The organism is Nocardioides sp. LHD-245, from assembly GCF_030929495.1.
In the GTDB taxonomy this organism is placed as follows: Bacteria; Actinomycetota; Actinomycetes; order Propionibacteriales; family Nocardioidaceae; genus Nocardioides.
The window spans coordinates 171,612-183,156 of sequence record NZ_JAVFWN010000016.1 but is presented as its reverse complement, the minus strand read 5'-3'; the positions used below and the strand labels follow the sequence as shown (position 1 = coordinate 183,156).

The 11,545-nt window shown below is 68.2% G+C and carries 13 protein-coding genes and 2 tRNA genes; all 15 read right to left on the bottom strand.

Annotated features, from left to right (window positions below):
* Window positions 1–292 precede the first annotated feature (292 nt).
* Window positions 293–925, bottom strand: coding sequence for a hypothetical protein (locus tag RB608_RS22755; RefSeq protein WP_308090350.1), 633 nt, complete (start codon window positions 923–925; stop codon window positions 293–295).
* Between the two features lie 114 nt (window positions 926–1,039).
* A complete protein-coding gene (locus RB608_RS22750) occupies window positions 1,040–1,642 on the bottom strand; it encodes a hypothetical protein (protein ID WP_308090349.1) in 603 nt (200 codons plus the stop codon).
* Between the two features lie 122 nt (window positions 1,643–1,764).
* A complete protein-coding gene (locus RB608_RS28340; protein ID WP_392391039.1) occupies window positions 1,765–2,163 on the bottom strand; it encodes an HNH endonuclease signature motif containing protein in 399 nt (132 codons plus the stop codon).
* Between the two features lie 514 nt (window positions 2,164–2,677).
* A complete protein-coding gene (locus RB608_RS22745; protein ID WP_308090348.1) occupies window positions 2,678–3,112 on the bottom strand; it encodes a hypothetical protein in 435 nt (144 codons plus the stop codon).
* Window positions 3,109–3,327 carry a helix-turn-helix transcriptional regulator gene (locus RB608_RS28335; protein ID WP_392391038.1) on the bottom strand — a complete coding sequence of 73 codons (219 nt, stop codon included), beginning with the start codon at window positions 3,325–3,327 and terminating at the stop codon, window positions 3,109–3,111. The genes RB608_RS22745 and RB608_RS28335 overlap by 4 nt, the downstream gene beginning before the upstream one ends.
* A gap of 168 nt (window positions 3,328–3,495) precedes the next feature.
* Window positions 3,496–3,810: a hypothetical protein gene (locus RB608_RS22740; RefSeq protein ID WP_308090347.1), complete on the bottom strand. Its 315-nt coding sequence runs from the start codon at window positions 3,808–3,810 to the stop codon at window positions 3,496–3,498.
* 212 nt (window positions 3,811–4,022) lie between these two features.
* Window positions 4,023–5,399: a tyrosine-type recombinase/integrase gene (locus tag RB608_RS22735; protein ID WP_308090346.1), complete on the bottom strand. Its 1,377-nt coding sequence runs from the start codon at window positions 5,397–5,399 to the stop codon at window positions 4,023–4,025.
* The gene (locus RB608_RS22730; RefSeq protein WP_308090345.1) at window positions 5,396–5,761 is read right to left on the bottom strand and encodes a hypothetical protein; all 366 of its coding nucleotides are present in this window, start codon (window positions 5,759–5,761) and stop codon (window positions 5,396–5,398) included. Before RB608_RS22730 ends, RB608_RS22735 begins: the two co-directional genes overlap by 4 nt.
* A complete protein-coding gene (locus RB608_RS22725) occupies window positions 5,758–7,200 on the bottom strand; it encodes a site-specific integrase (RefSeq protein ID WP_308090344.1) in 1,443 nt (480 codons plus the stop codon). Before RB608_RS22725 ends, RB608_RS22730 begins: the two co-directional genes overlap by 4 nt.
* A complete protein-coding gene (locus tag RB608_RS22720; RefSeq protein ID WP_308090343.1) occupies window positions 7,197–7,499 on the bottom strand; it encodes a hypothetical protein in 303 nt (100 codons plus the stop codon). Before RB608_RS22720 ends, RB608_RS22725 begins: the two co-directional genes overlap by 4 nt.
* Before the next feature lie 159 nt (window positions 7,500–7,658).
* A tRNA-Ala gene (locus tag RB608_RS22715) sits at window positions 7,659–7,731 on the bottom strand.
* Window positions 7,732–7,759: 28 nt separating this feature from the next.
* Window positions 7,760–7,885 carry a DLW-39 family protein gene (locus RB608_RS22710; RefSeq protein ID WP_308090342.1) on the bottom strand — a complete coding sequence of 42 codons (126 nt, stop codon included), beginning with the start codon at window positions 7,883–7,885 and terminating at the stop codon, window positions 7,760–7,762.
* Window positions 7,886–7,941: 56 nt separating this feature from the next.
* Window positions 7,942–8,015, bottom strand: a tRNA-Ile gene (locus RB608_RS22705).
* A gap of 303 nt (window positions 8,016–8,318) precedes the next feature.
* The gene (locus RB608_RS22700; RefSeq protein WP_308090341.1) at window positions 8,319–8,837 is read right to left on the bottom strand and encodes a DUF3566 domain-containing protein; all 519 of its coding nucleotides are present in this window, start codon (window positions 8,835–8,837) and stop codon (window positions 8,319–8,321) included.
* Window positions 8,837–11,539, bottom strand: coding sequence for a DNA gyrase subunit A (gene gyrA, locus RB608_RS22695; RefSeq protein ID WP_308090340.1), 2,703 nt, complete (start codon window positions 11,537–11,539; stop codon window positions 8,837–8,839). The genes RB608_RS22700 and gyrA overlap by 1 nt, the downstream gene beginning before the upstream one ends.
* Window positions 11,540–11,545 lie beyond the last annotated feature (6 nt).

Sequence of the window (11,545 nt, the reverse complement as noted above, 5' to 3'; positions counted from 1 at the left end):
GATGGGGCTCCTCTTCAGTGCGTGCTTGGCCGTACACACCGAAGATCCCGCCGATGGCCGCCTACGTCAGGCAGCCCCGCCGTGGTCCCTCAAACCCCACCACACCCTGGGACTCTTACCAGGTCAGAACGGCATTCGACCCTCTGACCTGCTCAAAAGGTATCAGCAGTACCTGCCACGGACGGACGCGACCGGACAGTCCGTGCCACTCGCTTGGGCACGCTTGGGCACGAAGGCCATAAGCCTCCGACCCGCCGTGGGGCCTTGGTCAGATCGATCTCTGCGAGGCCTCTCACTCCGCGCCAAAGCCGGTGACCCAAGACCGGCCCTTCTCCTGCACCAGGGCCAACTGGTCCGCCAAACGAGGATCGCGATTGCCGCGCTGTCGATCCCGGCACGTCCGTGCCACGAATCGGACTTGATCAATGTGCACGCGGAGGTAACGCACCGCGCGGTAGAGGTCGGAAGTCGTGATTCCCATGTCCTTGAGACGCGGCACGCCGTCGACCGACTTGATTCGAACCGAGGAAGGCGGAATCGCTCCGCCAGTCTCGGCGTTCTCCCACCCGATGGACCACTCAGCGTGTGCCAAGTCGTTGCGGAACGAGATGTGCTGCTGCGTCTCGCGCCGGAGCCGATTCTTGATTGCAACATCAGTCGCTTCGAGGTTCCCGACCTCTCGCGCCATCGAGTAGAAGGAATCGGCCAGCGGCTTCGCCGTCATGTTCGCAAACATCACATCCAGCAGGCGATTCGGCGGAGGGAACTCCTCCCCCGTAGGTGCAAGGAATTCATGGATGCTGCGACGCATCAGGCTGGCGAGCTCCGAGAACACCGTCATGTAAAGGCCGATCGAGTTGTGCAGCTCCCGAACCTCAGGTCTCCGCTCATACGGCACGGAACGTCCTGGAGAGTTGTCGGCCACAGCCGACGATCCTAGTTGAGAACTGCCCTATGGACCTGACTTACCGTCCGATGTCATGGTCGGTGGCGAAGCGGATTCCCGCCTCCGGAGCCGACCGGTTCCGCCTACAGCTTCCTACTCTGCGCCGACGCCGGATGGACCATGGTTCTCTGATGGTTTACTAGCCCGCCGCGCTGCCGCACGGTCAAGCCACGGGCGAAGAATCCTCCGCAAGATCCGTGCAACAGGCAGCGCGACCGGGCCCAGGACGACCGCACCGCTATCGGCTCGCGTCTTGCGATCGAGCCAGTCGGTCGCAGCAGACATCGCAGAGACGATCAGGCCGCAGACAAGCAGTCCAATGACGCCTGCCAGACCGACTTCGATCGCGCTCCAGACCGAGCCAACGAGCCCCGGTTGGTCGCGGTAGAGCCCGGAGAGCAGGAGGAGGATGACCGACGCGGCTAGGAGAGCTACCGAGTAGCCCACGGTGCGCTGCCGCCCCGTCAACTGACGACCAATGACCACGCGATCGTGGAGGGCCAGCGCCTCGTGAGCGAGAGTCTTTTCAAGGCTGGACCTGGCTTCACCGTTTGGCATCATGGCGTGGAGTTCGGCATCTCGTTTCATATTGGCCCGCAGCCGGTTCGGGCCGACGAGCCGAGCGATCGCGACCAGCGCTGTCACGGACGTCGCCGCGACACTCGCTAAGGCGGCGGCGGCACGGATCCCGTCCATTCTTACCCCCTCCTGTTCGGCTTCACGCGCACCGTATCGGCAACCTCCGACATGCTGCGGCCACTTGGCGGCCCGCAGTCCCGTGAAGAGATCGGCTAGACGGCTCGACGTGGAGTGCGCCGCTACACAGAGGGGGCATCTGACTCGAATCGGACCGAAAAGGGCGAATCTGAAGTGGACGGCTCCGTCCACTCGTTTTTTCCTGAGGCCTGGGGGGGAGAACTGAAGGAGTCCTTCCTTGGTCGGGCGGTGTTCTCAAAAAAGGCGCGGGCATCGACGACGGACGGTGCGTCCGCGGCGCCCTTGCCACGCAGTGCGTTGCAGTGGCGGCAGGAAGGGCGGCCGTTGGTCACGTCGTACTGCCGGGTGATGTCGACAGAGCGCGGGACGATGTGGTCGCCCTCAGTCGCGACGCCGGTGCAGCCGGACAGCCGGAGCGTGCAGACCGTGCCGCCTCTGGCGAGCACGTTCCGAGTCCACTCCTGGGCGCGGCGGCCACCCCATTTCGGAACCTTGCTCATCGCGCGCGCGGTCTGTGGTTGAGCTGGGACGGGAGGACGGGTCTCATCGTGTTCTGGTGGTCTCTCAACGTGGAATCTCAGGTGGTCTCTTTGGTGTGGACACGGGCGTCCATTGCGAGTGGACGAGGCTGTCCATTGCGAGTGGACGAGGTTGTCCGTTCGTTAGGTGTGGACGGCGCTGTCCACACGTGACCGGACGACGCTGTCCACACGACCGAGCGGCAGGCGGAGCCGATACCGGCGCTTGTGGTGACGTGGCTTGTCCGGGTCGGCGCTTACGAGGCCCGCGTCGACGAGCACACGGATCGCCCTGCTGACAGCTCGTTGGGCGGCAGTGTTGGGTTGCGGGTCTGCGTAGCCAAGCTGGATCGCGAGCGGCTGCCAACCCGCGAAGTAGGTCGGCTGGACATCGTTGTCGTGAGCATGCGCAGCCATTGCCGCAAGCACCACTCGTGCGGCGTCGGTCAGGTCCGACCTGGGCCACACGGTCGTCTGGACGACGCGCACAAGCTGACTACCCATGCCTGACGCGGGACGGCGCAGGAGGGATCCGGATCGGCGCAGGTCGTGAACCCGGCTGGATCGGGTCGTCCCAATCGACCTGCGTGTCCGGTTCGAGGGCGCAGGCCAGCAGGTGCGCGACACCCTTCCTCACGTCGGTACTGCCGCCGCGGACGTACACCGAGCGCGCACCGCGGCAACACACCAACGCGAGCGCGAACAGATCGACGGCAAGGTTCCAGCGGTGTGCCCCGCGGAGGTGGTGATGCAGCCGGAGGTCGACATCGCGGCCAGGAGTGAGCCTGGGTGGATGAGCGATGTATGGCTTGTGGGTGTACGGCGTGGGCTCGATCGTGATCTTGACCGGACGGTATCCCGGCAGACTGATGACCGAGGGCCGCACCAGCCTGTCGGCAGTCCAGCTCACGTCGTCCGAGTGCATGTTCACCGCGTCGCTCCTGTGGTCGACGCAGACACATACCGCTCCAGCTCGGATCGGCGGATACGCATCTTCCGGGGGCTCAGTTGGATGCAACCGAGCTGGCCGGAGGCGACCAACCGGCGCACCGTGCGCTCGCTCAGGGTCAGGTATGCGGCTGCCTGGGCGAGGTCGAGGAGCGGGTCAGGATTGGACTCGTGGTGTGGCCGGGTCGGGGTGGTCATGACGAGGTCTCGCGTTCTGCGCCCGCCGTGCCGGTCGCGCCTTGAAAGTTGGGCGGCTGACGGCTCGACGCACCTTTGGGTGGCCCATCTTGAACGTGTCGGTACGCAAGTGGAGCGACCGGCACGGCGGGGGCTGAGAGACGGACGAAAGTCGCGCCCGGCTGGGGTCTAGGACAGCCGAGGGACGCTGGCTTGCGACGGGGTCACCCGGTGCGAGCCGACGGCGGGCGGGGCATTGGCAGCCAGCGTCAGTGATGTGAGGCGGAGAGAGCGGAACCGGCGTGGAGGATGGTGTCCGCCACGACCGGGCACGGCGGCGACACTGCCGGTTGCAGCAGGTCGGAGCACCTGAGCGATGAACGCGATGAACAGGTTGCGAATCGACAGGCGGCGCAACTCATCCCAGTCGACGGCGGCGACCGCGCGCTCAATGCGCTCGACAACCTCGTCCACGGCCCGCAGAGCAATCTCGAGGTCATTCATGGCAGGTCACTCGCCGGTTGGTGCGGACGCAAGCGCGTTGCCCGTGCACCGCGGTGCACGGGCGATCGGCCTGCCGACTGAGGGTCCACACAAGAAGGACGATAGCCGCCACAGTCGATCATTTGTTCGACTGTGGCGGCTGCTCGGCGTGTTGCTCGGCGGCCGTCAAACATCCGTTGACGCCCGCCGCGATGACGTTCGCAGGCGGCCAGTCAGAGACTGACGCCGAGGACCGCGCCATTCAGCGCGCCGTCAGGAACCGCGGCGTAGCGCGCCGTCGTCTCAGGCTTGCTGTGCCCTAGCAGCTCTTGGACCGCACGGAGGTCACGTTCAGCGGCGTAGGCCTGGGTGGCAAAGCGGTGGCGAATCGTGTGAGTCGTCCAGCCCGGGCCGAGAGATCGCCCGACGAGGGTCCCAAGCCAGCGCGGGGTGATGTGAACGTCGGGGTTGCGACCAGGGAACAGCCAGCCGTCAACGGCCGGCTGCGTGTTCCAGCCACGGCCGGGGTCCGTGCCTACGCGGCGACGGGCAAGCTCATCGCGAAGCATGCTGGCCAACTCGGGGTGCAGCGGAACCATCCGCTCGTGGCCGCCCTTGCCCAACACGTGGAGCGCATTCTCATGAATGTCGCGGGTGTGGAGGCCAGCAATCTCGGCTCGACGAAGTCCAGCGTAGAGAGCAAGAGAGAGGGCGAGCCTGACGCGGTCGTCGGCACGGGCGTGGGCGGCGCGGAGCGTCGGTGTCGGGGTTGGGCGTGGCAGCGCTCTGCGCTGCCTGACCGGGTCAAGGGCACCGGAGGGGTCTGATGCCATGTGCCCGCCACGGACCGCCCATGCGTAGAAGCTGCGCACACTTGATCGCCGTGCACGGACCGTAGCGGGAGCGAGTTCACCTGAAAGCCATCGAGCAAGGTCACCTTCCGTGACGTCCCATGGGTCAGCGTGCAGCGAAGCGAGGTTGCCGAGGTGTTCGCGGCGAGTGCGGATCGTGGTGTCGGTGCGAGCGGCAGCGCGCAGCCATGTGATCCAGTCGGCGATTGGGAGCTGCCACGCTTCGGGCAGTTCGGCGCGGGCCGGACCCGGCCGAGCGGGTGGCGTGACACTGACTCCGGCGAGCGGTGAGACGGCAGCGAGGTCCGCACGGACCGCCCATGCGTAGAACGCACGCACCGAGACGACGACCTTGCGGCGGGTGCTGAGGGACCATATCTGCCGGTCGATCCAGCGGGCGAGGTCGTGCGCGTCGAGCGACCAGGGCGACCGGTCCGCGTGGTCTCCGGCGAGCCAGCCGACATGGCGGAGGTACAGGTCACGGGTGTGCTCTGACAGCTTCCCGTCTGCTCGGCGAGGCCTGCCGCCGGTCGCGGCACGCTGGGGCTCTCCCAAAGCGTCGGACCAAGTAGTGACCGCACGGTGCCAGTCGTTGCGCGGATCGGCGGGCAGACCGGGACGAACATGTCCGATCCTCGTGCGGCGGCGGCGGTGTGCACGGCCGAGCGTGTCGCGATAGACGTCAGGGTCGGTCGTGATCAGCACGAGCGGCGGCGGGACGGCGGTCTCGGCGTCCTCGTGAATGGCTGAGCTGTTCACAGGTTGTCCTCTCGGGTCGCGTGGTCGAGAACGTCGGCCGCTTCGGTCAGTAGGTGAGCAAGGCGACGGGCCCCCGACGCAGTGACGTAGCCGTGTCCCGCAGCGAGCTCCACCCTGATGAGGAAGGCCTCCGGATCGGTGCCCAAGTCGCTCGGGCCAGCAGGTCCGACAGCTCGCTCCCAAGCTTCCGCAACCACGTGCGTTGCGCGCTCGCCGAACCGACGCTTGTGGACCCGGTAGAGCCGGTCCGCCGCGCCGCCAGTCGTGGCGAGCGGATGGTTCGATGCGAGGGCGCACCAGTCAGGGCACGGCAAGGTCGTCGCAACGCCCGGCTCGTTGCTGTCATGGTCGTGGTGGCTCATGCGCTCACCTCCGCTGCGTCGACGGTGCCTGTGACGGCACGGAGGGAAACGCTCGACGACGTCAGCTCGCTGAGGCGACGTGCGATGTCCCGATCGCGCTCGGCGCTGGCGTGTTGGTAGACCATCGCAGCACGTGGGGTCGAGTGGCCGAGGCGGTGTTGCAGCTCGCGGAGGCTTGCTCCGGCTTGGGCGGCGAGGGTCGCGCCCGTGTGTCGGAGGTCGTGCCACCGGAGGTCTGGACGCCCGGCGGCGCGACGTGCCTTGGTGTAGGCGCGCTGGCGGGTCTCTCGGGTGACGATGCGTCCGTCAGGCTCGGTGAAGATCAGTGCGTCGCGCCCGGCCGGGGTGAAGCGCTCCATGTGCTCGCGAAGGATCGCGACGACGTGCGGCGGAAGGTGGACCGTCCGGCGGCTACTCGGGGTCTTGGTGGGTCCCAGATAGGGCGCTGTGCTGTGGAGGCAGGTGACCGCTTGGTGCTCGACGCGGACAGTTCCGGCCACGAGGTCGACCTGCCGCCGAGTGAGGCCGAACAGCTCGCCTGCGCGGAGTGCCGAGAACGCGGCGACGTGGACCGCAGCGGCGTACCTGTCGGGCATCGCAGCGGCGATGGTGTCGAGTTCTGCGACCGTCGCGGGCACCCGCTCGGGAGCATGGACCGTTCCGGCTCCGGCGATGTCACAGGGATTGGCCAGGATCCGTCCCTCGCGGACCGCTTGGTTGAGCACGGTCCGCAGGAACCTGTAGGCCTGCGCGACGGCCGTCTTGCCCGCGTCAGCGCGTGGTGCGCGGCCGCGGGCTAGGTCGGTCGGCACGGGCGCGGGTGGCCTGCCTGCGGTCTCCCACGCGCGGAGCACGCGGACGGGCAGCCGGCCGGTGTCGGGGACGTCCAGCCCGGTCCGACGTGCCCACGCGCGGGCGGCGTGGACAGTGGTCTCGCGGATCATGCGCTGTCGGTGGCGCTCGACGCGTTCGGCCGCTCGGAGGTTGGCCGTGTGCAGCGCGGCGGCGTGCCATTCGCGTAGGAGCGCGACCGAGAGGGACCCAAGCTCACGGGTGCCGAGGTTGATCGTCCGCACCCGCTGGGAGCCGGGCGCGGGCGGCAACGTGAGGGCCATGTCGAGCCAGTTGGCGAGGATCGCGGCGTACAGCTCACGTGTCTTGGGTGCGAGGTCGAGCCGGGTCGCGAGGTGATCGCGAACGTAGGTCGCGAGCGTCATCGTTGACAGCTCGGGTGCGCGCCATGTGCCGCGCACCATGTCGGCGCGCGTGGTCGCGAGCCAGTCCTCTGCCTGACGCTTGGTGGCGAAGGTCGTCGGCGCGGTGTAGCGGTTCATCTGACTGTCGGAATAGCGCGCTTGGTAGCGCCCGGACGGCAGCTTGCGGACGCTGCCGAACGATGCGCGAGTGGCACGGCGCTTCCGCTGGGGCGCGGCGCTCATCGGGTCGCCTCCCGCCCGGCAGCTCCGACCAACGACGCGGCAAGGAGCGGGGTCAGGTCGAGCGCGCCACGGCGCGAGCGGGCGAGACAGGTCCGGCAGACCAGGGCACTGGCCGGGGTGGCGATCCAGTACTCGGCGGCGTGGAACCCGCTCTCCGAGCCGGTGAAGGGACGGGCGCAAGCGGCGCAGTGGTCAAGGGGCGGCGTCCAGGCGTGGCCGTTGGCGGTTGGGTGGTGGATGAGAGCGGCTGGCGAGAGACCGCAGCGGGTGCACGGGAAGGCTCGCGAGGGGTGTCGCATGGTGGATGCTCCTACGGGTCAGGAGCGCCGTTTCGGCGCAGCATTGGGCACGTATGGGCACGAGGCCCGATGTGTGCCGCTGCTAGACCCGTCAGATTGGAGCCGGACCTGAGTCCGAAAACCCCGCCTGACCAGCGGTTTCAGTGATTGCTCACTGAGTGGAGCCTAGGGGACTCGAACCCCTAACCCCCTGCTTGCAAAGCAGGTGCGCTACCAATTGCGCCAAGGCCCCGCACTCGGGCCGAGCCCGAGCGGGTGATTCAGTTCTTGGGGAGGGTGTCGGTGGCCTGGGCCCAGAGGGCCTGCTCGGCCTTGCTCTCCTGGAGCTTCTTGCCAGCGATGACGAGGCCGACGACCCCGAAGACCGCGAGAAGAACCTTCTTCATGCTGCTCCTCCTTCGAAGAAGCCCCGGTCCGCGATGTACGCAGCCGGGGCTTTCCGTGGGCCTAAGAGGACTTGAACCTCTGACCCCCACATTATCAGTGTGGTGCTCTAACCGTCTGAGCTATAGGCCCGGGTGGCCGGCTGCTTTGGGTGGAAGCCCCGCGGCAGCAAGCCGATCACAGAGACTACCGGAGCCGGTCTGGCCGGAACAAAACGAGGGCCGCTCGTGCCTGCCTCACCCGCGGCCGCCGTCGGTCGTCGCGGGAGGCGAGGGCGATGGAGCGGAGAGAGCGACGGAGGAGCGACCGGAGCGGAAGAGCCGAGCTTTCCGCGAGCCGACCGTCTTGCCGCCAGACGGACCGGGCCTCTGACCCGATCGACTGGGGCGTGGCAGCGTGGCGCGACGAAGGAGCGACGCGCTCACGCCATCAAGCTCAGTTGTCCTCGGCGAGGGTGATCTCGACGCCGCCCAGGAGCGCCGCCGACATGTTGTAGAGGAAGGCGACCAGGGTGGCGGCGGCGGTGATCAGGACGACGTCGATGGCGGCGACGAGCATGGTGAAGCCGAGCACGCGGCTGGTGCCGACGTAGTCCTCGATCCGGAAGGACGCGACGTCCTCGCCGCCGATGCCCTCCTTGATCGTGGAGTTGATCGAGTCCCACACGCCGGCGGCGCCGAGGACCTGCCACACCATCGCCACCGACACCACGGTGACGACGGCGAAGGCGATGGAGAGCAGGAACGACGTCTTCATGACCGACCAGGGGTCGACTCGGGTCAGGCGCAGGCGGGCGCGGCGGGGGGCGCGGCCCTTGGCGGGGGCCGCCGGCACCCCACCGGGTACGCCGCCCGGCCCGGTCGGGGGGACGGGACCGGGCGCCGAGGGCGGGCCGGCAGGGCGGCCGGCAGCGGCCGCCGGCCGGACCACGGTGTCCTCGACGCGCTCAGTCATCAGCTCTCACTTCCCCCATCGGGCTCGTTCGTGCCCGCGGACCCCTCGATTGTGGCATCCGGGGCCTGAACCTGCGATTCCGTCGAGCCCTCGCCCGCCTCCGCGGCACCCTCCGCGGCCGCCTCGGCACCAGCCTCCGCGGCACCCTCGGCACCAGCCTCGGCAGCACCCTCCTCGAGCCCCTCCTCGTCGGCCTCCTTGGCCTCGACCGAGCGGGCCACGACGGCGACGGCGTCGCCCTTCTTCGGGCTGACGAACTTGACGCCCTGGGTGGCGCGGCCGGTGGGCCGGAAGTCGTCGTTGATGGGGCTGCGGACGACCTGGCCGGACTGGGTGATGGAGAGGACCTCGTCGCCGTCGATGACGATGAAGCCGCCAACGAGCGAGCCGCGCTCCTCGTTCTCGAGCTTCATCGCCTTGACACCGAGACCGCCGCGGCCCTGGATCTTGTACTCCGAGATCCGGGTCCGCTTGGCGTACCCGCCGTCGGTGATGGTGAAGACGTACTGGACGTTCTCGTCGCTCTCCTCGACCGCGGCGTCGGCTGCGCGGATCACTGTCATCGAGAGGACGGCGTCGCCGTCGCGGAACTTCATGCCCGTGACGCCGGAGGTGGCCCGGCCCATCGGCCGCAGTTGCTCGTCGTCGGCGAGGAACCGGATCGACTGGCCCTTGCGGGAGACCAGCAGGATCGAGTCCTCGCTGTTGACCAGCTCGGCGCCGATCAGCTCGTCGTCCTCGTCGCGGAAGTTGATCGCGATGACGCCGGCCTGGCGAGGGCTGTTGTAGTCGCCGAGCCGGGTCTTCTTGACCAGGCCCTTCTTCGTCGCCAGGACGAGGTACGGCGCCTGCTCGTAGTCGCGGATCGCGAGCACCTGGGCGATCGACTCGTCCGGCTGGAACGACAGCAGACCGGCGACGTGACCGCCCTTGGCGTCGCGCGAGGCCTCGGGCAGGTTGTAGGCCTTGATCCGGTAGACGCGCCCGGCGGTCGTGAAGAACAGCAGCCAGTGGTGGTTGGTGGTGGAGATGAAGTGCTCGACCACGTCGTCGCCGCGCAGCGAGGCGCCGCGGACGCCCTTGCCGCCGCGCTTCTGGGTGCGGTACTGGCTGGCCAAGGTCCGCTTGGCGTAGCCGCCGCGGGTGATCGAGACGACGAGCTCCTCGTCGGGGATCAGGTCCTCCATGGACAGGTCGCCGTCGGCCGCGATGATCTGGGTACGACGGTCGTTGCCGTACTTCTCGACGATCTCGGCGAGCTCCTCGGCCACGATCCGGCGCTGCCGGGCGACATTGGCGAGGATGTCCTTGTAGTCGGCGATCTCGAGCTCGATCTCGGCGAGGTTGTCGATGATCTTCTGGCGCTGCAGCGCGGCGAGCTGGCGCAGCTGCATGTCGAGGATCGCGGTGGCCTGGATCTCGTCGATGTCGAGCAGCTGGATCAGCCCCTCGCGCGCCTCGGCCACGTCGGGCGAGCGCCGGATGAGCGCGATCACCTCGTCGAGCATGTCGAGCGCCTTCACGAGCCCGCGCAGGATGTGGGCGCGCTTCTCGGCCTCGCGCAGCAGGTACTCCGTGCGGCGCCGGATGACCTCGACCTGGTGCTCCACCCAGTTGCTGATGAACTGGTCGATGCTCAGGGTGCGCGGGACGCCGTCCACGAGGGCCAGCATGTTGGCGCTGAAGTTGGTCTGCAGCTCGGTGTGCTTGAGCAGGTTGTTCAGTACGACGCGGGCGACGGCGTCGCGCTTGAGTACGACGACGAGGCGCTGGCCGGTGCGGTCGGAGGTGTCGTCGCGTACGTCGCTGATGCCCTGGACCTTGCCGGAGTCGGCGAGCTCGGCGATCTTCAGCGCCAGGTTGTCCGGGTTGACCATGTAGGGCAGCTCGGTGATGACCAGGCAGGTGCGGCCCCGGCTGTCCTCGTCGACCTCGATCACCGCACGCTGGGTGATCGAGCCGCGGCCGGTCCGGTAGGCCTGCTCGATGCCGTTGTGCCCCACGATCAGCGCGCCGTTGGGGAAGTCGGGGCCCTTGATCCGCTCGATGAGCGCGTCCTGCAGCTCCTCGCGGGTGGCGTCGGGGTGCTCGAGCGCCCACTGGGCCCCCTCGGCGACCTCGCGCAGGTTGTGCGGCGGGATGCTGGTGGCCATGCCGACCGCGATGCCGGCCGAGCCGTTGACCAGCAGGTTGGGGAAGCGGGCCGGGAGGACGACCGGCTCCTCCGAGCGACCGTCGTAGTTGGGCTGGAAGTCGACGGTCTCCTTCTCGATGTCGCGGACCATCTCCATCGCCAACGGCGCCATCCGGCACTCGGTGTAGCGCATCGCCGCCGCCGAGTCGTTGCCCGGCGAGCCGAAGTTGCCCTGGCCCTGCACCAGCGGCGCCCGCATCACCCAGGGCTGGGCGAGCCGGACCAGGGTGTCGTAGATCGCGGTGTCGCCGTGCGGGTGGTACTGACCCATGACGTCGCCGACAACGCGCGAGCACTTGGAGAAGCCGCGATCGGGGCGGTACCCGCCGTCGTACATGGCGTAGAGCACGCGCCGGTGCACCGGCTTGAGGCCGTCGCGTACGTCGGGCAGCGCGCGGCCGACGATGACCGCCATCGCGTAGTCGATGTACGCCCGCTGCATGGAGGTCTGCAGCTCGATCGGCTCGATCCGGCCGCCGGGCCCGTTCTCGGTGGGAGTCTCAGTCACGATTCG